This window comes from Pseudomonas sp. 210_17 TE3656 (assembly GCF_054821965.1).
This window is the reverse complement of record NZ_JBTRBC010000001.1, coordinates 3280273-3302812: the sequence shown is the minus strand read 5'-3', so window position 1 is coordinate 3302812 and position 22540 is coordinate 3280273. Positions and strand designations below refer to the sequence as shown.

The 22540-nt window shown below is 62.2% G+C and carries 21 protein-coding genes and 2 pseudogenes; 10 read left to right on the top strand and 13 right to left on the bottom strand.

What is annotated here, in order from left to right:
* Positions 1 to 2: 2 nt before the first annotated feature.
* The 5 genes from mrdA to ACVI9W_RS15510 are packed head-to-tail and all read right to left on the bottom strand — an operon-like array spanning position 3 to position 4815.
* The gene (mrdA, locus tag ACVI9W_RS15530) at positions 3 to 1892 is read right to left on the bottom strand and encodes a penicillin-binding protein 2 (protein ID WP_038606544.1); all 1890 of its coding nucleotides are present in this window, start codon (positions 1890 to 1892) and stop codon (positions 3 to 5) included.
* 16 nt (positions 1893 to 1908) lie between these two features.
* Positions 1909 to 2376 carry a 23S rRNA (pseudouridine(1915)-N(3))-methyltransferase RlmH gene (rlmH, locus tag ACVI9W_RS15525; protein WP_461530448.1) on the bottom strand — a complete coding sequence of 156 codons (468 nt, stop codon included), beginning with the start codon at positions 2374 to 2376 and terminating at the stop codon, positions 1909 to 1911.
* A 9-nt stretch (positions 2377 to 2385) separates the two neighbouring features.
* The gene (gene rsfS, locus ACVI9W_RS15520) at positions 2386 to 2811 is read right to left on the bottom strand and encodes a ribosome silencing factor (protein WP_038606533.1); all 426 of its coding nucleotides are present in this window, start codon (positions 2809 to 2811) and stop codon (positions 2386 to 2388) included.
* Positions 2812 to 2855: 44 nt separating this feature from the next.
* A complete protein-coding gene (gene nadD / locus ACVI9W_RS15515; protein WP_167335134.1) occupies positions 2856 to 3506 on the bottom strand; it encodes a nicotinate-nucleotide adenylyltransferase in 651 nt (216 codons plus the stop codon).
* A 37-nt stretch (positions 3507 to 3543) separates the two neighbouring features.
* Positions 3544 to 4815, bottom strand: a complete 1272-nt coding sequence (locus ACVI9W_RS15510) for a glutamate-5-semialdehyde dehydrogenase (protein WP_461530447.1) — start codon at positions 4813 to 4815, stop codon at positions 3544 to 3546.
* 182 nt (positions 4816 to 4997) lie between these two features.
* Here ACVI9W_RS15510 and ACVI9W_RS15505 point away from each other — a divergent pair, with 182 nt between their 5' ends.
* Entirely contained in the window at positions 4998 to 5690 is a 693-nt protein-coding gene (locus tag ACVI9W_RS15505; RefSeq protein WP_038606500.1) for a DNA-3-methyladenine glycosylase, read from the top strand.
* A gap of 4 nt (positions 5691 to 5694) precedes the next feature.
* On the top strand, positions 5695 to 7011 hold the full coding sequence (locus ACVI9W_RS15500; RefSeq protein ID WP_422415974.1) for a bifunctional DedA family/phosphatase PAP2 family protein: 1317 nt from the start codon (positions 5695 to 5697) through the stop codon (positions 7009 to 7011).
* 4 nt (positions 7012 to 7015) lie between these two features.
* On the opposite strand, the gene ACVI9W_RS15495 is transcribed toward ACVI9W_RS15500, so the two are convergent.
* From ACVI9W_RS15495 to ACVI9W_RS15485, 3 genes are read right to left on the bottom strand one after another with little or no spacing between them, the layout of a single operon-like run.
* Positions 7016 to 7606 carry an LON peptidase substrate-binding domain-containing protein gene (locus ACVI9W_RS15495; protein ID WP_461530446.1) on the bottom strand — a complete coding sequence of 197 codons (591 nt, stop codon included), beginning with the start codon at positions 7604 to 7606 and terminating at the stop codon, positions 7016 to 7018.
* Positions 7607 to 7615: 9 nt separating this feature from the next.
* A complete protein-coding gene (locus ACVI9W_RS15490; RefSeq protein ID WP_422421262.1) occupies positions 7616 to 8326 on the bottom strand; it encodes an LrgB family protein in 711 nt (236 codons plus the stop codon).
* Between the two features lie 2 nt (positions 8327 to 8328).
* Positions 8329 to 8691, bottom strand: a complete 363-nt coding sequence (locus ACVI9W_RS15485) for a CidA/LrgA family protein (protein WP_422415975.1) — start codon at positions 8689 to 8691, stop codon at positions 8329 to 8331.
* A 169-nt stretch (positions 8692 to 8860) separates the two neighbouring features.
* On the opposite strand from ACVI9W_RS15485, the gene ACVI9W_RS15480 reads away from it, so the two are divergent.
* From ACVI9W_RS15480 to ACVI9W_RS15470, 3 genes are all read left to right on the top strand, one after another.
* Positions 8861 to 9316, top strand: coding sequence for a MaoC family dehydratase (locus tag ACVI9W_RS15480; RefSeq protein WP_038606463.1), 456 nt, complete (start codon positions 8861 to 8863; stop codon positions 9314 to 9316).
* Positions 9317 to 9404: 88 nt separating this feature from the next.
* Positions 9405 to 11135, top strand: a complete 1731-nt coding sequence (locus ACVI9W_RS15475; RefSeq protein ID WP_461530445.1) for a C13 family peptidase — start codon at positions 9405 to 9407, stop codon at positions 11133 to 11135.
* A gap of 26 nt (positions 11136 to 11161) precedes the next feature.
* Entirely contained in the window at positions 11162 to 11803 is a 642-nt protein-coding gene (locus ACVI9W_RS15470; protein ID WP_038606457.1) for an oxidoreductase, read from the top strand.
* 121 nt (positions 11804 to 11924) lie between these two features.
* Here the strand turns inward: ACVI9W_RS15470 and ACVI9W_RS15465 are convergent, their stop codons facing one another.
* From ACVI9W_RS15465 to ACVI9W_RS15445, 5 genes and pseudogenes are all read right to left on the bottom strand, one after another.
* Entirely contained in the window at positions 11925 to 12212 is a 288-nt protein-coding gene (locus ACVI9W_RS15465) for a YceK/YidQ family lipoprotein (protein WP_461530444.1), read from the bottom strand.
* Positions 12209 to 12838, bottom strand: coding sequence for a flavin prenyltransferase UbiX (ubiX, locus tag ACVI9W_RS15460; RefSeq protein ID WP_461530443.1), 630 nt, complete (start codon positions 12836 to 12838; stop codon positions 12209 to 12211). Before ubiX ends, ACVI9W_RS15465 begins: the two co-directional genes overlap by 4 nt.
* Positions 12835 to 14184, bottom strand: a complete 1350-nt coding sequence (gene mpl, locus ACVI9W_RS15455) for a UDP-N-acetylmuramate:L-alanyl-gamma-D-glutamyl-meso-diaminopimelate ligase (protein WP_461530442.1) — start codon at positions 14182 to 14184, stop codon at positions 12835 to 12837. The genes ubiX and mpl overlap by 4 nt, the downstream gene beginning before the upstream one ends.
* Positions 14185 to 14250: 66 nt before the next feature.
* Positions 14251 to 14397, bottom strand: a pseudogene (locus ACVI9W_RS15450) (helix-turn-helix domain-containing protein); the annotation flags it as partial.
* 83 nt (positions 14398 to 14480) lie between these two features.
* A pseudogene (locus tag ACVI9W_RS15445) lies at positions 14481 to 16209 on the bottom strand (sigma-54-dependent Fis family transcriptional regulator); the annotation flags it as partial.
* A gap of 268 nt (positions 16210 to 16477) precedes the next feature.
* On the opposite strand from ACVI9W_RS15445, the gene exaC reads away from it, so the two are divergent.
* The 5 genes from exaC (at position 16478) to ACVI9W_RS15420 (ending at position 22401) form a co-directional block, all read left to right on the top strand.
* Positions 16478 to 17998, top strand: a complete 1521-nt coding sequence (exaC, locus tag ACVI9W_RS15440) for an acetaldehyde dehydrogenase ExaC (protein ID WP_461530441.1) — start codon at positions 16478 to 16480, stop codon at positions 17996 to 17998.
* A 109-nt stretch (positions 17999 to 18107) separates the two neighbouring features.
* Positions 18108 to 19556, top strand: a complete 1449-nt coding sequence (gene eat, locus ACVI9W_RS15435) for an ethanolamine permease (RefSeq protein WP_461530440.1) — start codon at positions 18108 to 18110, stop codon at positions 19554 to 19556.
* Between the two features lie 51 nt (positions 19557 to 19607).
* Positions 19608 to 21002 carry an ethanolamine ammonia-lyase subunit EutB gene (locus ACVI9W_RS15430; RefSeq protein ID WP_461530439.1) on the top strand — a complete coding sequence of 465 codons (1395 nt, stop codon included), beginning with the start codon at positions 19608 to 19610 and terminating at the stop codon, positions 21000 to 21002.
* Between the two features lie 11 nt (positions 21003 to 21013).
* A complete protein-coding gene (eutC, locus tag ACVI9W_RS15425; protein WP_461530438.1) occupies positions 21014 to 21838 on the top strand; it encodes an ethanolamine ammonia-lyase subunit EutC in 825 nt (274 codons plus the stop codon).
* Positions 21839 to 21942: 104 nt separating this feature from the next.
* Positions 21943 to 22401, top strand: a complete 459-nt coding sequence (locus tag ACVI9W_RS15420) for a GNAT family N-acetyltransferase (protein ID WP_107024753.1) — start codon at positions 21943 to 21945, stop codon at positions 22399 to 22401.
* Positions 22402 to 22540 lie beyond the last annotated feature (139 nt).

The window sequence follows — 22540 nt, the reverse complement described above, 5'->3', positions numbered from 1 at the left end:
CTTCACTGGGCCGATTCCTGAGCGACGGTGGCGGGAGCGAACTCGGATTTGAGTCGGCCATTCTCGTCGAGCAACCAGGCGTCCATCACCTGACGCATCACCGGCGCTGCGACGCGGCCACCCGCCTCGCCGTTTTCGATCATGACCGAGACTACGATCTTCGGGTTCTCTGCCGGAGCAAAGCCGACGAACAAGGCGTGGTCACGGTGGCGCTCCTGAACCTTGTTGCGGTCGTACTTCTCGCCCTGCTTGATTGCCACCACCTGGGCGGTACCACTCTTGCCGGCAATGCGGTACTGGGCACCGGCGGCGGCGGCGCGGGCGGTACCACGGGCGTTGTGCATCACCTGCTCCATGCCATGGGTGACCTTGGCCCAGTCGGACTTGTCGCGCAGGACGATGTCTTCCATCGGATTCTCGTCCACCGGCGGCTGGCCTTCGATGGTCTTGGCCAGGTGCGGACGGTTCCACTTGCCCTTGCTGGCGATCAGCGCGATCGCCTGGGCCATCTGCAGCGGCGTGGTCTGCATGTAGCCCTGGCCGATACCGAGAATCAGGGTTTCACCCGGGAACCAGGCCTGGCGGCGGGTAGCGCGCTTCCATTCGCGGGTCGGCATCAAGCCGGCGGACTCCTCGAACATGTCGAGGGAGACTTTCTGTCCGAGGCCGAACTTGTTCATGTAGCTGGACAGGCGGTCGATGCCCATCTTGTGCGCCAGATCGTAGAAGTAGGTGTCGTTGGAACGCATGATCGCCAGGTCGAGGTCGACCCAGCCGTCACCGCTGCGGTTCCAGTTGCGGTACTTGTGGTCATAGTTGGGCAACTGATAGTAGCCCGGGTCGAACACCCGGCTGCTGGCCGTGACCACACCACTGTCGAGGCCGGCGATGGCCACTGCCGGTTTGATGGTCGAACCCGGCGGGTACAAGCCCCGCAGCACCCGGTTGAACAGCGGCCGGTCGATCGAATCGCGCAGGTCGGCATAGGCCTTGAAGCTGATGCCGGTGACGAACGGGTTGGGGTCGAAGCTTGGCTGGCTGACCATCGCCAACACTTCACCGGTGTTCGGATCGAGCGCGACGACGGCCCCACGACGCCCGCCCAGCGCGGCCTCGGCAGCTTCCTGCAACTTGATGTCGAGGCTCAGGACAATGTCCTTGCCTGGGATCGGGTCGGTGCGCTTGAGTACCCGCAGTACCCGGCCCCGGGCGTTGGTCTCGACCTCTTCGTAGCCAACCTGGCCATGCAGCTCAGGCTCGTAGAAGCGCTCGATACCGGTCTTGCCGATATGGTGGGTACCGCTGTAGTTGACCGGATCGAGGGTCTTGAGCTCTTTCTCGTTGATCCGCCCGACATAGCCGACCGAGTGAGCGAAATGCGCACCCTGCGGGTAATGCCGGACCAGCTGGGCAACCACCTCGACACCGGGCAGGCGGAACTGATTGACCGCAATCCGGGCAATCTGCTCCTCGGTCAGCTCGAACAGGATCGGCACCGGCTCGAACGGCCGACGCCCCTGGCGCATGCGCTTTTCGAACAGCGTACGGTCGTCCGGGGTCAGCTCCAGCACTTCGACGATCACATCGAGCACCTGCTGCCAGTCGCCGGAGCGCTCACGGGTCATGCTCAGACTGAAGCTTGGCCGGTTATCGGCGATGATCACGCCATTACGGTCAAAAATCAGCCCGCGGGTCGGCGGAATCGGCTGCACATGCACCCGGTTGTTTTCCGACAGCGTCGAGTGATAGTCGTACTGGATCACCTGCAGGTAATACAGGCGCGCGATCAGCACGCAGATCAGCAGGACGATCGCCACGGCACCGACCACGACGCGACTGCGCACCATACGGGCGTCTTTCTCGTGATCCTTGAGGCGAATCGGCTGCGTCATTGAAAGGCTTACAGGTTCATTTATGGTAAGGATGCCCGGACAACACGGTCCAGGCGCGGTACAGCTGTTCGCCGATCAGTATCCTTACCAATGGGTGCGGCAGGGTCAGCGGCGACAGCGACCAGCGCTGCTCGGCCCGCGCGCAGACTTCCGGCGCCAGCCCTTCCGGGCCACCGACCATAAAGTTCACGGTACGCGAGTCCAGGCGCCAGCGGTCCAGCTCGACCGCCAGTTGCTCGGTGCTCCAGGGCTTGCCATGGACCTCCAGGGTGACAATCCGTTCCCCTGGCTGGACCTTGGCGAGCATGGCCTCACCCTCCTGACGGATCAGGCGGGCGACATCGGCATTCTTGCACCGGGTGTTGAGCGGTATTTCCACCAGCTCAAGCGACAGCTCCGAGGGCAGGCGCTTGGCATATTCATGCCAGCCGTCCTCGACCCACTTGGGCATGCGCGAGCCGACCGCGATCAAACGCAGACGCACGACGCTTCCTTATTCCTGGTCTTTGTTGAGCTTGGCGAAGAACTCGTGGGTGTTTTCCGGGCTGTGGTGCTTGCCATCGGCCGCACGGCTTTGCTCGGCACCTTTCCACAGACGCTCCAGGTCGTAGAACTGGCGGGCAGCGGCGGTCATCATGTGCACGATAACGTCGTCCAGGTCCAGCAGAACCCAGTCGCTGTCGCCCTTGCCTTCTTCACCCAACGGGCGCACGCCCTGGGCTTTGACCATTTCGCGGACCTTGTCCAGCATCGCGCCGATCTGACGGTTCGAGGTACCGGTGGCGATGATCATGTAGTCGGTGATGCTCTGCTTGTCGCGAACGTCGATGACCAGAACGTCCTGGGCCTTGACGTCTTCCAGGGCAGCAACGGCTACCTTGACCAGCTCTTCGCCTTTAATCATTTCTTGCTTGCTCATATAAAACTCATTCAACTCTTAGGTATGAGGCGCTGAAAGCGCGCTCAGTTCGGCGCACGGTAGAGGTTGTGCGCATCGATGTAGGCCAGTACTGCGTCCGGCACCAGAAACCGCACCGACTTGCCGCTGGCCAGCAGCTGTCGGATCTGCGTGGCTGACACCGCAAGCGGCGTCTGCCAGACGAATGCAATTTGTCCCGCAGGCCCTGCCAGGGCCTGCGGATCACTGACTGAGCGTGCGGCCAACAGGTTGCGCAGGGCATCCGGTGGCTCGACGTCGGCATCCGGGCGTTGCAGCACCAGGATGTGACAGTGTTGCAGCAATTCTTCCCAACGGTGCCAACTGGGCAGGCCGCAGAACGCGTCCCAGCCCAGCAGCAGAAACAGCTGATCCGAAGCGGCCAGTTCGGCGCGCATCAGTTCCAGTGTTTCGATGGTATACGACGGCGTGTCGCGCGCCAGTTCTCGTGCATCCACCGACAAAGTCGGCACGCCTTCGACCGCACAACGGACCATTTCCAGGCGGTCCTGGGCCGATACCTGCGGCGTGCCCCGGTGCGGCGGGCGGGCATTGGGCATCAGCCGCAGCTCGTCCAGCGCCAGCACCTCGGCCACCTCGAGCGCGCTGCGCAAGTGGCCGATGTGTACCGGGTCGAATGTCCCGCCGAGCACGCCAATGCGCCGGGCGGGCGGCATCGTCATGACTGCAGCGAGCGGTTTGCGCTCGGCCAAGTCAGAGCGACTCCTGTCCACGCAGCTGACCGTCGCCGATCACCACGTATTTTTCACAGGTCAGGCCTTCCAGGCCGACCGGGCCGCGGGCATGCAGTTTGTCGGTAGAAATACCGATTTCTGCGCCCAGACCATATTCGAAACCATCGGCAAAGCAGGTCGGCGTATTGATCATCACCGAGGACGAATCGACCTCGGCAGTGAACTGCCGGGCCTGCCCCTGATGTTCGGTGACGATGGAATCGGTGTGATGCGAGCCGTAATGATTGATGTGCTCGATAGCCTGGTCCAGACCGTCGACCACGCGGATCGACAGAATCGCCGCCAGGTACTCGGTGCTCCAGTCCGTTTCAGTGGCCGGCACGGCATCGATAATCTGGCGGGTACGCTCACAACCGCGCAGTTCGACGCCTTTTTCCCGAAATTGACGGGCCATTTCCGGCAGGAAGTCCGCCGCGACCGACTGATCGACCAGCAGGGTTTCCATCGCACCGCAAATGCCATAACGGTAGGTTTTGGCGTTGAAGGCAATGCGTCGGGCTTTGTCCAGCTCAGCGTGCTCGGCCACATAAACGTGGCAGATACCGTCCAGATGCTTGATGACCGGCACCCGTGCATCACGGCTGATGCGTTCGATCAGGCCCTTGCCGCCGCGCGGCACGATCACATCGACATACTCGGGCATGCTGATCAACGCGCCGACGGCTTCGCGGTCGGTGGTTTCCACGACCTGCACCACCGCAGCCGGCAGACCGGCTTCGGCCAGGCCACGCTGGATACAGGCGGCAATGGCGCGGTTGGAATGAATGGCTTCGGAGCCACCGCGCAGGATGGTGGCGTTGCCCGACTTCAGGCACAGACTGGCGGCATCGATGGTCACGTTCGGCCGCGACTCGTAGATGATCCCGATCACGCCCAGCGGCACGCGCATTTTGCCGACCTGGATACCCGAAGGCCGATAGCTCATGTCGCGGATCGCCCCGACCGGATCCGGCAGGCTGGCCACCTGGCGCAGGCCGACGATCATGCCGTCGATCCGTGCAGGGGTCAGCGCCAGGCGCTCAAGCATGGCTGGCTCCAGACCATTGGCGCGACCAGCGGCCAGGTCCAGTTCATTGGCGGCAGACAGCTCGGCGCGCGCGGCGTCCAGGGCATTGGCCGCGGCCTGCAGCGCACGGTTCTTCTGCGCGGTACTGGCGCGGGCGATGACGCGGGCAGCTTCACGGGCGGCGCGACCCAGGCGGGTCATGTAGTCAAGAACGGACTCAGTCATGGGCTCAGTGTCTTGGCGAAGGGGAAATCGGCTGATTATAACTGGCACGTCGCCCCACGCCCAGCGGTGACAGGCGGATGGTCGAAAACAGTGTTCAATGTGCTCCTGCAAGCCCCCTGTTCAGCCTAGATTAAGCCAGAAATTGCTATCATCGCCGGCCTGACCACCGCGAATTCGCCCGCATGCCCGACTCAGCCCCCTGCCCGTCCCAGGCCCTGCCCGACAGCTTCTTCGACCGCGACGCCCAGGAACTGGCCAAAGCCCTGCTGGGCAAGGTCATCCGCCACCGTCACGGCCCGTACTGGCTGGCGGCGCGGATCATCGAGACCGAGGCCTATTACCTGAGCGACAAAGGCAGCCACGCGTCGCTCGGCTACACCGAAAAGCGCAAGGCGCTGTTCCTCGATGGTGGGCACATCTACATGTACTACGCGCGCGGCGGCGACTCGCTGAACTTCAGCGCCCATGGCCCGGGCAATGCCGTGCTGATCAAGTCGGCCTATCCGTTCGTCGACGCCATCAGCGACGACAACAGCCTGGCGCAGATGCAACTGAACAACCCCGACGCCAGCGGCCAGGCCCGTCCAGCCGAACGCCTGTGCGCCGGGCAGACGCTGCTGTGCAAGGCTCTGGGCCTGAAAGTGCCACACTGGGACGGCAAGCGCTTCGACCCCGAGCAACTGTTTGTCGAAGACTGCGGTATCAACGTGAAACACATTATTCAGGCCGCCCGCCTGGGCATTCCCCATGGCCGCGACGAACATCTGCCCTACCGATTTGTCGACGCCGACTTTGCCCGCCATTGCACACGGAACCCGCTGCGCCGGGGCCAAGTCGAAGGCCGGGACTACTTTCTACTGACACAAGGAAACTGACACGATGGGCCAATGGCTCGACAGCCTGACCGGTTGGCTAGGCGCCAACCCGCAATGGCTTGGCTTGGCGATTTTTCTGGTGGCCTGCGTGGAGTGCCTGGCCATCGCCGGGATCATCGTGCCGGGGACCGTGTTGCTGTTCGGCGTGGCCGTACTGGCCGGCAGCGGTGCCCTTTCACTCGGCGAAACCCTGTTGCTGGGATTCCTCGGCGGCCTGCTGGGTGACGCCATCTCCTACACTCTGGGGCGCAAGTTCCATCAGAACATCCGGCGCCTGCCGCTGTTACGTCACCATCCGGAATGGATCGGCGGCGCTGAGACCTATTTCCAGCGTTACGGCATCGCCAGCCTGCTGGTCGGCCGTTTCATCGGCCCGCTGCGACCGATGCTGCCGATGGTCGCCGGCATGTTCGACATGCCCCTGCCACGCTTTATCGCCGTCAGCCTGCTGGCCGGTGCCGGTTGGTCGGTTGCGTACCTGCTGCCGGGCTGGGCCACTGGCGCGGCGATGCGTTTGCCGCTCCCCGAAGGCTTCTGGCTGGATGCCGGGCTGATTAGCGCAGGCCTGGCGCTATTGCTCGGGGTCAGCATCAACTGCAGCTTGCGCAGCCTGCGTAGCGGCACCCGGGTAATCGCCCTCCTCAGCCTGGTGGCTTTGACCGCACTGTTTCTCGGCTGGCCGTATCTGCATGAATTCGACCAGGGCTTGATGACCCTGATCCAGGAACATCGCAGCAATGTCATCGATGGCAGCGTGGTACTGATCACGCGCATGGGTGATTTTCGTACCCAGTTCTTTCTCGGTGGTTTGCTGACCGGCCTGTTGTTGCTGGCACGCCAATGGCGTCCGGCGATCTTTGCCGGTGCCACCCTGATCGGTACGGCCCTGGCCAATGGCAGCCTGAAATGGCTGTTCGCCCGCGCCCGCCCGGAAGTACTGACCGATCCCTTGACCACCTACAGCATGCCCAGCGGCCACAGCTCGGCAGCCTTCGCGTTTTTCCTGGTGCTGGCGGTACTGGCCGGACGCGGCCAGCCGGCGCGCATGCGCCTGACCTGGATCCTGCTGGGGTGTTTGCCGGCGCTGGCCATTGCGTTGTCGAGGGTCTACCTGGGCGCGCACTGGCCAACCGATATCCTCGCCGGGGCCATGCTCGCCTGCTGTATCTGTGCCACCAGCCTGACGCTGATCCAGCACCGCGAGCCGATCACCGCCCTGCCACTGAAAGTCTGGTGGTTGATTCTGCCGGCGTGCGTGGCGCTACTGGCGTTCTTCAGCCTGCATTCGCTGCCACACGCACTGATGCGTTATCAGTACTGAGGGTTCAGGCGAACAACTCGCCTTGCAGCCGATCGAGCAATGCCTGGATAGCGTCCAGGCGTTGCCGAGGTGAATCGATGGCCAGCAGGTCGAGCTTGTCCTCTTCGACAAAGGGCAGCAGGTAAGCCAACTGGTTGGCCAGTGCCTGCTGGCCTGTGACCGTCACCGGCATGCCCAGCGCCTCCACCATCGGATGCTCGCCGAGCGCATGCAACAGCGCCAGCAAGTCATGATGGTCATCCGTCAGCGGCAGGTCGTCCCCTTCTGGCAGCCAGGACACATCGGCGACCAGCAACTGGTCCTTCTGCACCTCGAAAGGCCCGACGCGAAAACGCCGGGTGCCCTCGACACGAATGCCGAGCAGGCCGTTGTCCTGCTGCTGAAAATCGCGGATCACAGCCTCACAACCTATCTGCGAAAAGCCCGTCGGTGCCCTGCCGACCTGCTCGCCGTCAAGTATGCAGACAACACCAAAACCGCCGCCCCGCTTCATGCAGCGGCCGATCATGTCCAGGTAGCGCGCCTCGAAAATCTGCAGATCGAGAAAGCAACCTGGAAACAACACGGTATTGAGCGGAAACAGCGGTAAGGTCATTGCAACTCCTCAAGCAACCAGGCTGACCGCCAGCGGCAGGAACACCGCCGTGGCAACGCCCATCAGGCTCATCGCCAGGGCCGCAAAGGCCCCGCATTCATCACTTTCCTGCAGGGCCACCGAAGTGCCCACTGCGTGAGCGGTTACACCCAGTGCCATGCCGCGCGCCTCCGGGCTGTGCACACCACAGCGCGACAGCAAGCCAGGGCCGAAGATTGCGCCAATCACCCCGGTGATCAACACAAACACCGCCGCCAGGGCGGCCACGCCACCGATCTGCTCGGCCACCAGCATGGCGATCGGCGAAGTCACCGACTTGGGTGCCATGGTCATCAGGATCATGTGCTCGGCGCCAAACCACCAGCCCAGCAGCAGACAAGCGCCCGTCGCGACGACCCCTCCGATTACCAGCGTAGTAAAGGTCGGCCAGAACAGCTGGCGAATCCGCCGCAGATTGAGATAAAGCGGCACCGCCAGCGCCACCGTCGCCGGCCCCAGAAGGATACTCATGATCTCGGTACTTTTGCGGTACTCGCTGTAAGTCAGGCCACAGGCGAGGAGTACGCCAATGACGACCAGCATCGACACCAGCACCGGCTGGAGGAAAATCCAGCGGGTCTTTTCGTAGGCAGCCAGCACCAGCTGGTACGCCCCCAGGGTGATGCCGATCCCGAACAATGGATGGTGAATGACCGCGTCCAGTGCGCCGCTCCAGTCCAGGCTCATGGCTGCTCCTCACGCTTGGCCTGACGGGCGATGAGCTTTTGCATCAGCACCCCGACGAAGGCCAGGGTCACCAGCGCCGAAATCACCAGGGCACCGACGATGGCCCAGAAATCCGCGGCGATATCCGTGGCGTAGACCATCACCCCCACCGCTGGCGGCACCAGCAGCAACGGCAGGTAGCGCAACAGGCTATTGGCCGCCTCGCTCAGCGGCGCGCCCACTTCACCACGCACCATGAGGAACACCAGCAGCAGTAACAGGCCGATGATCGGCCCGGGCAAGATGGGCACGAACAAGTGATTGATTGCCGTCCCAAGCAATTGAAACAACACCAGCCAGGTCAAACCACGCAACAGCATAACTATCTCCTTCAGGCCTGGCGGCCATTATAAGCACGCTAACGACTTGCCTATAACCTGATATTCGCCGAAAACATGGCGACTTGACCGCTTTGTGCAGGCGTGCTGATCTTAGTCTTTCGAATCTGCCGAAATCATAAGAAAACCAAAAATCACCTGGAGAGTCACAATGCCCTTTGTACCTGTTGCAGAGCTGTCGCAGTACGTTGGAAAGGAACTGGGACGTTCCGAATGGCTGACCATCGATCAAGAGCGCATCAACCTGTTTGCTGAAGCCACTGGCGACTTCCAGTTCATTCATGTGGACCCGGAGAAGGCGGCAAAAACGCCATTTGGCAGCACCATCGCTCACGGTTTTCTCACCCTGTCGCTGATCCCCAAGTTGATGGAGGACATCCTGGTCCTGCCTGAAGGTCTGAAGATGGTCGTCAACTATGGCCTGGACAGCGTGCGTTTCATCCAGCCGGTCAAGGTCGACAGCAAAGTCCGCCTTAAAGTTGACCTGAGCGAAGCCTTCGAGAAAAAGCCCGGCCAATGGCTGCTCAAATTCACCGCCACCCTGGAAATCGACGGCCAGGAAAAGCCCGCCTATATTGCCGAGCCGCTGACACTCTGCTTTGTCTGAGGCCACCCTGCACTGAAACAGCCTCTGCGGCTGTTTCAGCCTGCACATTGTGCGGCATACTCGGGGCCTTACCCGTCCGGACCCCGTCATGCGCCCACTTGTTCCCCTTGCCCTGACTTTGCTGCTCGCCGCCTGTGGCGATGGCGAACCGCTGTCTCCACCTGATGCCCGCCTGCCCGATGGCGGCCGCTTCCGGGGCCAGGTCGTCGATGGCCTGCTGCAAGGCGAAGGGCGCATCGATTACCCCAACGGCAGCTGGTATGCCGGCAACTTCCAGAATGGCCAGTGGCATGGTCAGGGCGAGTGGCATGGCAGCAATGGTGAGGTCTACCGTGGCCAGTTCCAACAGGGCCTGTTCCATGGCCTGGGCACCCTGAAGACACCGGGCAGCAGCTACACCGGTGGCTTCAAGCTGGGCCGCCGCGATGGCGAAGGCACCCTGAAAGAAACCGGTCTGTTGTACCGCGGCCAGTTCAAGGACGACCAATACAATGGCGCCGGGCATCTGGAACTGGCCGACGGCAGCCAGTACCAGGGCCTGTTTGCCCGCGGCAAACCCAATGGCGAAGGCATCCGCAGCGACGCCAGCGGCAACCAGTTCAGCGGTCGCTTCGTCAACGGTCAGCTCGAAGGCAGCGGCACCTTCAATAGCGCCGAAGGCGACCAGTACATCGGCGCCTTTCGTGACAATCACCTGGAAGGCCGCGGCCGCTACGAAAGTACCGACGGTGATGTCTGGATCGGTCAGTTCAAGGACGGCACGCTCAACGGCAAGGGTGAGCTGATCGGCGCAGACGGCAGTCACTACAAGGGCAACTTTGTCGATTGGCGCTTTTCCGGCAAGGGCCGCCTGCAACTGGCGGACGGCAGCCTCTACGTCGGCGGTTTCGAAAACGACACCTACCAGGGGCCTGGCCGTCTGACCTTGAACGATGGCAACAGCCAGAGTGGTTACTGGGTCAATGGCCAGCGCGTGCGCGACGAACAGGGCCGCCTGTTACCTGATCCACTGGAGCTGGCCTTGCTCAATCAAGGTCGCCTGCTGGAACAGGCCCTGGCCAAGGTGCCGGCCTCGACGCCGGAAATCGAACTGTACAGCCTGGCTCTGGCTGGCGACGGCAAGCAAAGCGTGTTTCTGCGCGAAGCCGACTATGTCAGCAACTTGCTCAAGAGCCGCTTTGGCGCGGTAGGCCAGATCACTCTGGTCAATCACCGCGACCATCTGGATGACCGCGCGCTGGCCACCCGCGAGAACCTTGCCCGCGCGGCGCAAACCCTGGCCGAGCGCAGCGGCCCCGAAGACCTGGTGTTCATCTACCTGACCAGCCATGGCAGCCACGAGCACGAACTGGTGCTGGACCTGCCGCGCATGCAACTGGCCGACCTGCCCGCCGACGCCCTGGCCAGTGCTTTGGCGCCATTAAAGGATCGCCACAAGGTGATCGTCATCTCCGCCTGTTATTCAGGGGGCTACATCGACGCACTCAAGGACAACATGACCCTGATCATGACGGCCTCACGCGCCGACCGCGTATCATTTGGCTGCTCTGAAGAAGCCGACTTCACCTATTTCGGTGACGCGTTGTTTGCCCAGGCCCTGAACCAGACCGACAACCTGAACCTGGCCTTCGAGCTGGCCAGCGCCAGCGTTGCCGGACGCGAAGCGGCAGAAGGATTCGAAGCGTCCGAGCCGCAGATCTGGGCGCCCGCCGAGGTTCTCGCACACTGGCAGCGACTGCGCCAGCAACAGGCACGCAAAGCGTTGCAGAGCAACGCGGACAAGCAGACTGGACATGCAAAAAATGCCAGTACCCACTAAGCTGACTGTATCAAGGGAGAGACATCATGTACTTGACGCCTCAGCATATCCTGCTTGCCGGAGCCACCGGTCTCACCGGTGAACACCTACTCGATCGGCTGCTCAGCGAGCCGACCGTCAGCCGAGTATTGGCCCCTACCCGCCGCCCCTTGGCTAAACACCCGCATCTGGAAAACCCGGTCGGCGATCCGGCGCTGTTCCTGCCGCAGTTGGCCGGTCGCGTCGATATCGCCTTCTGCTGCCTGGGTACCACGATCAAACAGGCTGGCTCCGAGCCGGCCTTCCGCGCTGTCGACCTGGACATGGTCGTGGCCTTTGGCAAGCGCGCCCGGGAGATGGGGGCACGCCATCTGCTGGTGGTCAGTGCCATGGGCGCCGACCGCAGATCGCCGATCTTCTACAACCGGGTCAAAGGTGAGATGGAATACGCGCTGAGGGCCCAGGATTGGCCGCAGCTGACCATTGCCCGACCTTCCCTGCTGCTCGGTGACCGAGAGGAACCACGCCTGGTCGAACAGATTGCCGGCCCTCTGTCGAAGCTGATTCCCGGCAAGTACCGCGGCATCGAAGCCTGTCAGCTGGCCCGGGCGCTGTGGCGTCTGGCGCTGGAAGAACAGGACGGCATTCGTATTGTCGAGTCTGATGAATTGCGCAAGCTCGGGAAATAATTGTAGGAGCGGATTCACCGGGACGCCGGACCGCCGCGAAGGGGCGCAGCGCGGCCCCAAAGATTGGGACTGCTCTGCAGTCCATCGAGGATGAATCCGCTCCTACAATCCGCTCCGGCAGTTACAACCCGCCAGTCGCCTGAAACCCAATCCCCAATGCGGTCAACACCGACAAGGGCAACAACAAGGTATCCAGCAACGCGCTACCCGGCAGATCCAACCCCGGGTAGTGCGGCGCTTCGGCACCGAAACGATCCATGGCGCAGCAACCACCCTGCAGTGCGTACAAATCCAGACGAGTACCGCTATACACCAACGGCGCCCCCGGCTTGGCCGCATCCAGCGTGCGCACGGTGGCACAACCACTAAACAGTAAAACCAGCAGGCCTAAGCCAAGCAGTCGCTTCATTCATCAGCGCCGAAGTGATGCTCGCCCCAACGCGGCAGCATGTCCTGGGGAATATTCAGCACATTGAGAATCCGCGCCACGACAAAGTCGATCAGGTCGTCGATGGTCTGGGGCTGATGGTAGAACCCAGGTGCCGCCGGCAGAATCACTGCGCCCATGTTCGACAACTTGAGCATGTTCTCCAGATGAATACTGGAAAACGGCGCCTCACGCGGCACCAGAATCAGTTGCCGACGCTCTTTAAGAGTGACATCGGCAGCACGCTCGATCAGGTTGTTACAGGCCCCGGTGGCAATGGCCGAGAGCGTACCGGTGGAACACGGCACCACCACCATCGCCGCAGGCGCGCCGGAGCCAGAGGCCACCGGCGACATCCAGTCTTCCTTGCCATACACGCGAATCTGCCCGGCGGCAGCGCCGGTGTACTCGGTCAGGAAGGCCTGCATCGCCTGAGGTTTGGCCGGAAGCACCACATCGGTCTCGGTCGACATCACCAGTTGCGCCGCCTTGGAGATCAGGAAATGCACCTCACGGTCTTCGCGCACCAGACAATCGAGCAGGCGCAGACCATACTGCGCCCCCGAGGCCCCGGTCATCGCCAGGGTGATGCGTTCCGGCCCGTTCATTTCAGCGCCTCGGCCAGTTTGCCGTGCAGCCCGCCAAAGCCGCCGTTGCTCATGATCACCACCTGGGTGCCCGGCGTAGCCTGGCTCTTTACCCGTTCGATGATCGCTTCAAGGCTGTCGGCGACCACCGAAGGCACCTTGCATTCAGCGGCGGTGGCGGCCAGGTCCCAGCCAAGGTTAGGCGGTGCGTACCAGATCACCTGATCGGCGTCGTTGACACTTTCTGGCAAGCCATCACGGTGGGCGCCCAGCTTCATCGAGTTGGAACGTGGCTCGATCACCGCGATCAGCGGTGCATCGCCAATGCGCTTGCGCAGACCATCGAGAGTGGTGGCAATCGCGGTCGGGTGGTGAGCGAAGTCGTCATAGATCGTCACGCCCTGCACTTCAGCGACTTTTTCCATACGCCGTTTGACGCTTTTGAACGCGCTCAGCGCAGCGATACCCATGGCCGGCACCACGCCAACATGACGGGCTGCAGCCAGGGTCGCCAAAGCGTTGGCGACGTTGTGCTGACCGGTCAGCTCCCACTCGACCACGCCCTGGGTTTCACCTTCGAAGCTGACTTCAAAGCGCGAACCGTCAGCGCTGAGCAGTTTGACCTGCCACTGTCCGCCTTCACCGGTGGTCTGCACCGGAGTCCAGCACCCCATCTTGATCACCCGTTCCAGGGCCGGCTCGGTAGTCGGATGAATCACCAGGCCTTCGCTCGGAATCGTCCGCACCAGGTGGTGGAACTGCCGCTCGATGGCAGCCAGGTCCGGGAAGATATCGGCGTGATCGAACTCAAGGTTGTTGAGGATCGCGGTACGCGGACGGTAGTGCACGAACTTCGAGCGTTTGTCGAAGAAGGCACTGTCGTATTCATCGGCCTCGACCACGAAGAACGGCGTACCGCCCAGACGTGCCGACACCGAGAAGTTCTGCGGCACGCCACCGATCAGGAAGCCCGGGCTCATGCCGGCATGTTCCAGAACCCAGGCCAGCATGCTGCTGGTGGTGGTTTTGCCGTGGGTACCGGCAACTGCCAGCACCCAGCGGCCTTGCAGGACGTGGTCAGCCAGCCATTGCGGACCCGATACATAAGGCAGGCCCTTGTTGAGCACGTACTCAACCGCAGGATTACCCCGCGACAGGGCGTTGCCGATCACTACCAGGTCGGGTGCCGGGTCCAGCTGGGCGGCATCATAACCCTGGGTCAGCTCGATGCCCTGGGCCTCAAGCTGAGTGCTCATGGGCGGATAGACATTGGCGTCGGAGCCGGTGACCCGATGCCCGAGCTCTTTGGCCAGCACCGCCAGAGAGCCCATGAAAGTGCCGCAGATACCAAGAATATGAATGTGCATTATCGACCTCGCAAAACGTCGAGGCAGGGTAGCCCAGGGCGCAGGAATTCGCATCCTGTGTTTCGCTCAAAGGCTCCGGGCGATACCGTGTTTGCGAAGTTTTCGATACAAGGTATTGCGGCTGACGCCTAACTGGGCTGCTACATGGGTCATGTGCCAGCGTTGTTGTTCCAGGGCTGCAAGCAAGGCACTGCGCTCGGCATCCTCCAACGGTGGGAGCGGGCTTGACCCGCGAGGCGTTGGTTCAGACAGACCGCTATCGCGGGGCAAGTCGAGTCGTCGCACCGCAGCTCCCACCCGAACGACAGCTGGCAGATCACCGTAAGTAATACAGCCCTCATCACACAGCGCCACCAATGTTCTCAACACATTACGCAACTGCCGTACGTTCCCTGGCCAGGCGAAATCGAGCAAGGCCTGGCGTGCCGAGGGCTCCAGCGTTACTGACTGCTCGCCTGCCTCTTCAGCCAGAATGAAATCAAGCAACTGCGACTTGTCACTGCGCTCACGCAAGGCCGGCAACTCGATCTCCAGACCATTGAGCCGGTAATAAAGGTCTTCACGAAAGCTGCCATCCTCTACCCGCTCCAGCAGGTTGCGGTGGGTGGCACTGATTATGCGCACGTTGACCGCCTGCGGCTCGCCACCGATCGGCACCACCATGCGATCCTCCAGCACCCGCAACAGACGGGTCTGCAGGGCCAGCGGCATGTCACCGATTTCATCCAGCAACAAGGTGCCGCCATCAGCCTGCTGCAACTTGCCGCGCATGCCCTCCTTGCGCGCACCGGTAAAGCTGCCGCCGCGATAACCGAACAGCTCGCTCTCGATCAGGCTTTCCGGAATCGAGGCGCAGTTCAAAGCGACAAACGCCCGGTCGCGGCGCTGGCTGGCCTGATGTACGGCCTTGGCGAAGGCTTCCTTGCCACTGCCGGTTTCACCATTGATCAACAACGGCACATCACGTTCGAATACCCGCACGGCACGACGAAAATCGTTCTGCAGCGCAGGATCCAGCAGGCAGATTGACCCCGCCTTTTCCACCTTGGCGGCAGGGGCTGGCGTTGGCAACGAAGGTTGCACCGGCTGGCGCACCTGCCCCCGCAAACTGGCAAACAGCAAGCGTCCATCGCGGGTACGCAGCGGCCAACTGGCACTGGCATGGGTAGTGGCACGGCTGAACAACTCATCCAGGGCACAGTCGAAGAACATCTCCACCGGCTTGCCCAACGCACCGCCACGAATAGTGCCAAGCAGGTTCAGGGCACTCTGGTTGACCGCGCAGATTCGCCCGTCACCATCGAAGGCCAGCAAACCTTCGCTGAACAAACCGACCGATTCGGCCTGCAGGTGAAAGCGCAGCAGCCACTGGTTCTCGAAGTAGCGCAGGAAATAGCAGCTCTCGATCATCTTCGCCGAGAGATTGACCAGCGCCATGGTGTGAAACTGGCTCTGACGCGACACGTCCGGGCGCGCCGAAGACACATCGAGCACCGCCAGCAGCTCGCCGTGCGGATCGAACACCGGACTGGCCGAACAGGTCAGGCCGGTATGCCTGCCACGAAAGTGTTCGTCTTGATGGATGGTCAGCGCCTGCCGCTCGACCAGGCATGTGCCGATGCCGTTGGTGCCCTCGCGGGCCTCGCTCCAGTCGGCGCCCAGCCACAGCCCGGCACGCTCGAACACCCGTCGTTCGCTGGGCGCGGTAACGCAATTGAGGATCACCCCACGGGCATCGGTCAGCAACACCGCGTGCCCGGCGCCGGACAACTGCTGGTGCAGGCTGTTCATCTCATTGCCGGCAATCTGCAGCACCTGCTGCAGACGCTCGCGGCTCTCCAGCACGCGGCCATGTTCAAGCACGGTCGGCGCCATGCTCTGGGCCGGGTCCAGGTGGTAATCCTCAAGGCAGCGCAACCATGAGCGGGCAATCGAAGGGTCGCTGCCCGGCCCGTGCATCTGTGCCTTGCCCTGAGTCACCGTGAGCACTTGCCGGGCGTGCCGGCTGAGGTGATTGTTCTGCACTTTTTATTGTTCTCCGCAGACGAGATCGGCCCAGCATCCCCCACCCGTCCGCGCATTGCAATGCTGGCTTGACCGTTGGGTCACGGCCTGTGCCATTAGCGGTACAAAGTGTCACCCACGCTGTACCGACGCTGCTACACCACCACCTTCCGCCTTCCGGCAAAACCCTGCAAACCCTTGATTTTACTAGGTCCGACAACACTGGCCCGAGCCTTGCTCTATGCTTTAGATATCCTCCCCAACAAACACAATAGCCAGGAGACACACCATGCGTTACGCACATCCCGGTACCGAAGGCGCCAAGGTTTCCTTCAAGAGCCGCTATGGCAACTACATCGGTGGCGAGTTCGTAGCTCCAGTCAAAGGGCAGTACTTCGAAAACACCTCACCGGTGAACGGCCAACTGATTGCCGAATTCCCGCGTTCCAGCGCCGAAGACATTGAAAAGGCCCTGGACGCCGCCCATGCCGCCGCTGACGCCTGGGGCTCGACCTCGGCGCAGGCGCGCTCGCTGGTTCTGCTGAAAATCGCCGACCGTATCGAACAGAACCTCGAACTGCTGGCCATCACCGAAACCTGGGACAACGGCAAGGCCATCCGCGAAACCCTTAACGCCGACATCCCACTCGCCGCCGACCACTTCCGCTACTTCGCTGGCTGCATACGCGCCCAGGAAGGCGGTGCTGCAGAAATTGACGGCAACACTGTGGCCTATCACCTCCATGAACCACTGGGCGTGGTCGGCCAGATCATCCCGTGGAACTTCCCGATCCTGATGGCTGCGTGGAAACTGGCGCCCGCCCTGGCTGCTGGTAACTGCGTGGTACTCAAGCCGGCCGAACAGACCCCGCTGGGCATCACCGTGCTGCTGGAACTGATCGGCGACCTGCTGCCACCGGGCGTCCTCAACGTGGTGCAAGGCTATGGCCGCGAAGCCGGTGAAGCCCTGGCCACCAGCAAGCGCATCGCCAAGATCGCCTTCACCGGCTCCACCCCGGTGGGTTCGCACATCATGAAATGTGCCGCCGAGAACATCATCCCGTCGACCGTGGAACTGGGCGGCAAGTCGCCGAACATCTTCTTCGAAGACATCATGCAGGCCGAACCTGCCTTCATCGAGAAAGCCGCCGAAGGCCTGGTACTGGCCTTCTTCAACCAGGGTGAAGTGTGCACCTGCCCATCACGGGCGCTGGTGCAAGAGTCGATCTACCCGGCATTCATGCAAGAGGTGATGAAGAAGATCAAACAGATCAAGCGCGGCGACCCGCTGGACACCGACACCATGGTCGGCGCCCAGGCCTCCGAGCAGCAGTTCGACAAAATCCTCTCGTACCTGGAAATCGCCGAGAAAGAAGGCGCCGAGCTGCTCACCGGCGGCAAGGTGGAAAAACTCGAAGGCAGCCTGTCGACCGGTTACTACATCCAGCCGACCCTGCTCAAGGGCACCAACCAGATGCGCGTGTTCCAGGAAGAAATCTTCGGCCCGGTGGTGAGCGTCACCACCTTCAAGGACGAAGCCGAAGCACTGGCCATCGCCAACGACACCGAGTTCGGCCTTGGTGCCGGCGTCTGGACCCGCGACATCAACCGCGCCTACCGCATGGGCCGCGGCATCAAGGCTGGCCGCGTATGGACCAACTGCTACCACCTGTACCCGGCTCACGCCGCGTTCGGTGGCTACAAAAAGTCCGGCGTCGGCCGTGAAACCCACAAGATGATGCTCGACCACTACCAGCAAACCAAAAACCTGCTGGTCAGCTACGACATCAATCCGCTGGGCTTCTTCTAACCCACAAACAGCGCGGCCCCACCCGGGGCCGCTCTGGCTCGCTTCCTGCAAGACCATCACCAGAGACATCGGCACCCGCCGGTCACGATAAAAAAAACAGGTGAACCCTATGCCAAGCGATCACTCCGGCAGTGTGCCGGCAGGCTCTTCTGTCGACTTTGAAAAGGTCGGCACCGACTATTTCCAACAACGTGAACTGAAAAAAGGCGCAGCAGGCTGGGTACTGCTGGTCGGCCTCGGCGTTGCCTATGTGATTTCCGGCGACTACGCCGGCTGGAACTTCGGCCTGGCCCAGGGTGGCTGGGGCGGGATGTTCCTCGCCACGTTGCTGATGGCGACCATGTACCTGTGCATGTGTTTTTCCCTCGCCGAGTTGTCCTCGATGATCCCCACCGCCGGTGGCGGCTACGGCTTTGCCCGCAGCGCGTTCGGCCCCTGGGGCGGATTCCTCACCGGCACGGCGATTCTGATCGAATACGCTATCGCCCCGGCAGCCATTGCCGTGTTCATTGGCGCGTACTGTCAGTCGCTGTTCGGTATTGGCGGCTGGATGATCTACCTGGCCTTCTACATCATCTTTATCGGCATCCACATCTTCGGCGTCGGTGAAGCACTGAAGCTGATGTTCATCATCACCGCTGTGGCGGCGATCGCCCTGGGCGTGTTCCTGGTGGCCATGGTGCCGCACTTTGATGTGAACAACCTGTTCGACATCGCCCAGACCGACGCCGTTGGCGCCAGCAGCTTCCTGCCGTTCGGTTATGTCGGCGTGTGGGCGGCAATTCCTTACGCGATCTGGTTTTTCCTCGCCGTCGAAGGCGTACCGCTGGCCGCTGAAGAAACCAAGAACCCCAAGCGCGACCTGCCTCGCGGCCTGATCGGCGCCATGCTGGTGCTGCTGGCCTTCGCCCTGCTGATCCTCGTGGTCGGCCCTGGCGGTGCCGGTGCCGAAGCGCTGAAAAGTTCGGGCAACCCGCTGGTTGAAGCGCTGGCCAAAGCCTACGGCGGCTCGACCTGGATGGGCAGCTTCGTCAACCTGGTGGGCCTGGCCGGCCTGATCGCCAGCTTCTTCTCGATCATCTACGCCTACTCGCGGCAGATCTTCGCCTTGTCCCGTGCTGGCTACCTGCCGCGCAAGCTTTCGGAAACCAACAAGAGCAAGGCCCCGGTCCTGGCCCTGGTGATCCCCGGGATCATCGGTTTCGGCCTGTCGCTGACCGGCCAGGGTGACCTGCTGATCCTGGTTGCGGTGTTCGGCGCTACGCTGTCTTATGTACTGATGATGGCCGCGCACATCACCCTGCGGATCAAACGCCCTAAAATGGAGCGCCCTTACCGCACCCCGGGCGGAATCTTCACTTCAGGTGTTGCGCTGGTGCTGGCCTGCATCGCCGTGGTCGCCGGCTTCCTGGTTGACCCTCGGGTAGTGGTTGGCGCTGCGATCATCTATGGCGTACTGATTGCCTACTTTGCGTTCTACAGCCGGCACCACCTGGTAGCCGGAACACCGGAAGAGGAATTCGCCGCGATCCAGAAGGCCGAAGAGGCCCTGCACTGATCAACGCTATCTGCGCCGCAGGCCCTGCCTGCGGCGTTCTGGAGAGTCTGTATGGCAAGTTTTGTACACACGGCAGGTCACCAGACCTACCGCTTTGAAAGCCTCAAAGAAGTGATGGCCAAGGCCAGCCCGGCGCGCTCGGGTGATTTTCTCGCTGGCGTTGCGGCCAGCAACGATGGCGAACGGGTTGCCGCACAAATGGCCCTGGCCGATATCCCGCTCAAACACTTCCTCAGCGAAGCACTGATTCCTTACGAAGAAGATGAAGTCACCCGCCTGATCATCGACACCCACGATGCCAGTGCCTTTGCCGCGGTCAGCCACCTGACCGTCGGCGGCCTGCGCGACTGGCTGCTCAGCGATCAGGCCGATGAAGCCAGCCTGCGTGCCCTGGCGCCCGGGCTGACGCCGGAGATGGCCGCCGCCGTGTCGAAGATCATGCGCGTGCAGGACCTGGTGCTGGTGGCACAGAAGATCCGCGTGGTCACCCGCTTTCGCGGCACCATGGGCCTGCGCGGACGCCTGTCGACCCGCCTGCAACCCAACCACCCGACCGACGAACCGGCCGGGATCGCCGCGAGCATCCTCGACGGCCTGCTGTTCGGCAATGGCGACGCCATGATCGGCATCAACCCGGCCACCGACAGCATCGCCTCGATCTGCGCCCTGCTGGAAATGCTCGACGCCATCATCCAGCGCTATGACATCCCTACCCAGGCCTGTGTGCTCACCCACGTGACCACCTCGATCGAAGCGATCAACCGCGGCGTGCCGCTGGACCTGGTGTTTCAATCAATTGCCGGCACCGAAGCAGCCAACGCCAGTTTCGGCATCAACCTCAATGTCCTTAAAGAGGGCTACGACGCTGGCCTGAGCCTCAATCGCGGTACCCTCGGGCAGAACCTGATGTACTTCGAAACCGGTCAGGGCAGCGCCCTGTCGGCCAATGCCCACCATGGCGTCGACCAGCAGACCTGCGAAACCCGCGCCTATGCCGTGGCCCGTCACTTCAAGCCGTTTCTGGTCAACACCGTGGTCGGTTTCATCGGCCCGGAGTACCTGTACAACGGCAAGCAGATCATCCGTGCCGGGCTTGAGGACCACTTCTGCGGCAAGCTGCTCGGCGTGCCCATGGGTTGCGACATTTGCTACACCAATCATGCCGAAGCCGACCAGGACGACATGGACACGCTCCTGACCCTGCTCGGCGTTGCCGGGATCAACTTCATCATGGGCATCCCCGGCTCCGACGACATCATGCTCAACTACCAGACCACCTCGTTTCACGACGCGCTGTATGCACGCCAAACCCTCGGCCTGAAACCGGCGCCAGAGTTCGAAGCCTGGCTGGCGCGCATGGGCATCTTCACCCAGGCCGATGGCCGGGTGCGTTTTGGTGACAACCTGCCCCCGGCTTTCCGCCAGGCCCTGGCCCAACTGGGATAAGCGAGGCGACCATGGACAACACCCCACAGCACGACAACAGCGCCAACCCCTGGCTGGAGCTGCGCCGCCTGACCCCGGCGCGCATTGCCCTCGGCCGCACCGGCACCAGCCTGCCGACCGGTGCCCAGCTGGATTTTCAGTTCGCCCATGCCCAGGCCCGCGACGCCGTGCACCTGGCCTTTGATCACCAGGGGCTGCGCAGCCAGTTGAATGAGCGCCAGCGCGACAGCCTGCTGCTGCACAGCGCCGCCGCCGACCGCGACAGTTACCTGCAACGCCCCGATCTGGGGCGGCGCTTGCACCCGGATTCAGCACAACTGCTGCGCGAACACGCGCAGGCCAACCCTGGCGGCGTCGACCTGGCCATCGTGGTCGCCGACGGCCTCTCGGCCCTGGCGGTGCACCGTCATACCCTGCCGTTTCTGACCCGGTTCGAAGAACAGTCTGCCGCTGAAGGCTGGTCAACCTCGCCGGTAATTCTGGTGGAGCAGGGCCGCGTGGCGGTGGCCGACGAAGTGGGCGAATTGCTCGGGGCGAAGATGACCGTAATCCTGATCGGTGAACGCCCGGGCCTGAGCTCCCCCGACAGCCTCGGCCTGTACTTCACCTACAACCCCAAAGTCGGCCTGACCGATGCTTACCGCAATTGCATATCCAACGTGCGCCTCGAAGGCCTCAGCTACGGCATGGCCGCCCACCGCCTGTTGTACCTGATGCGCGAGGCGTGCCGACGGCAGTTGTCCGGGGTCAACCTCAAGGATGAGGCGCAGGTACATACGCTGGAGGCAGACGCCGGCACGCCAAACAAAGGAAACTTCCTGTTAAGCAAACCCTGAGGTGCAAACATTTCGTAGATTGCGCTTTCTAATTATCTTCAGGCAGCATCTGCCAAGGCGGCCGGCAATTTGCCGCACACTCCCATGGACCCTGAGGCCTGCTTATGCGGATCATCAAAGCCACCCTGGAACACCTGGACCTGCTTGCCCCGCTGTTCGTCAAATACCGCGAGTTCTATGGCCAGTTGCCGTACCCGGACTCTTCCCGCTCGTTTCTGGAGAAACGCCTGGAGCGCGGTGAATCGATCATTTACCTCGCCCTGGCGGACGATGACGACAACAAGCTGATGGGTTTCTGCCAGCTCTACCCGAGCTTCTCGTCGCTATCGCTCAAGCGCGTGTGGATCCTCAACGACATCTATGTCGCCGAAGATTCCCGACGCATGCTGGTCGCCGACCACCTGATGCGCGAAGCCAAGAAAATGGCCAAAGAGACCAACGCCGTGCGCCTGCGGGTCTCCACCAGCAACAACAATGAAGTGGCGATGAAGACCTACGAGTCCATGGGTTTTCGTGAAGACAACGAGTTCAAAAGCTACATCCTGCCGATCAACTCGGACTAACCCGGTGGGAGCGGGCTTGCCCCGCGATGCAATGTGGCTGACACTCCGCAATCGCGGGGCAAGCCCGCTCCCACCGAGATAAGAGCATCAACCTTCCCTTCCTTGGAAATCCGCCGCTACAAACTGCGCAGGCACAATC

Coding starts and splice junctions, on each gene's coding strand:
- ACVI9W_RS15475 (WP_461530445.1), top strand. CDS start 9,405: ATGCGCCCACTTGTTCCCCTTGCCCTGACTTTGCTGCTCGCCGCCTGT.
- mpl (WP_461530442.1), bottom strand. CDS start 14,184: ATGCACATTCATATTCTTGGTATCTGCGGCACTTTCATGGGCTCTCTG.
- mrdA (WP_038606544.1), bottom strand. CDS start 1,892: ATGACGCAGCCGATTCGCCTCAAGGATCACGAGAAAGACGCCCGTATG.
- ACVI9W_RS15470 (WP_038606457.1), top strand. CDS start 11,162: ATGTACTTGACGCCTCAGCATATCCTGCTTGCCGGAGCCACCGGTCTC.
- ubiX (WP_461530443.1), bottom strand. CDS start 12,838: ATGAACGGGCCGGAACGCATCACCCTGGCGATGACCGGGGCCTCGGGG.
- exaC (WP_461530441.1), top strand. CDS start 16,478: ATGCGTTACGCACATCCCGGTACCGAAGGCGCCAAGGTTTCCTTCAAG.
- eat (WP_461530440.1), top strand. CDS start 18,108: ATGCCAAGCGATCACTCCGGCAGTGTGCCGGCAGGCTCTTCTGTCGAC.
- rsfS (WP_038606533.1), bottom strand. CDS start 2,811: ATGAGCAAGCAAGAAATGATTAAAGGCGAAGAGCTGGTCAAGGTAGCC.
- ACVI9W_RS15495 (WP_461530446.1), bottom strand. CDS start 7,606: ATGACCTTACCGCTGTTTCCGCTCAATACCGTGTTGTTTCCAGGTTGC.
- ACVI9W_RS15505 (WP_038606500.1), top strand. CDS start 4,998: ATGCCCGACTCAGCCCCCTGCCCGTCCCAGGCCCTGCCCGACAGCTTC.
- ACVI9W_RS15480 (WP_038606463.1), top strand. CDS start 8,861: ATGCCCTTTGTACCTGTTGCAGAGCTGTCGCAGTACGTTGGAAAGGAA.
- ACVI9W_RS15510 (WP_461530447.1), bottom strand. CDS start 4,815: ATGACTGAGTCCGTTCTTGACTACATGACCCGCCTGGGTCGCGCCGCC.
- ACVI9W_RS15465 (WP_461530444.1), bottom strand. CDS start 12,212: ATGAAGCGACTGCTTGGCTTAGGCCTGCTGGTTTTACTGTTTAGTGGT.
- ACVI9W_RS15500 (WP_422415974.1), top strand. CDS start 5,695: ATGGGCCAATGGCTCGACAGCCTGACCGGTTGGCTAGGCGCCAACCCG.
- nadD (WP_167335134.1), bottom strand. CDS start 3,506: ATGCCGCCCGCCCGGCGCATTGGCGTGCTCGGCGGGACATTCGACCCG.
- eutC (WP_461530438.1), top strand. CDS start 21,014: ATGGACAACACCCCACAGCACGACAACAGCGCCAACCCCTGGCTGGAG.
- ACVI9W_RS15430 (WP_461530439.1), top strand. CDS start 19,608: ATGGCAAGTTTTGTACACACGGCAGGTCACCAGACCTACCGCTTTGAA.
- ACVI9W_RS15485 (WP_422415975.1), bottom strand. CDS start 8,691: ATGCTGTTGCGTGGTTTGACCTGGCTGGTGTTGTTTCAATTGCTTGGG.
- ACVI9W_RS15420 (WP_107024753.1), top strand. CDS start 21,943: ATGCGGATCATCAAAGCCACCCTGGAACACCTGGACCTGCTTGCCCCG.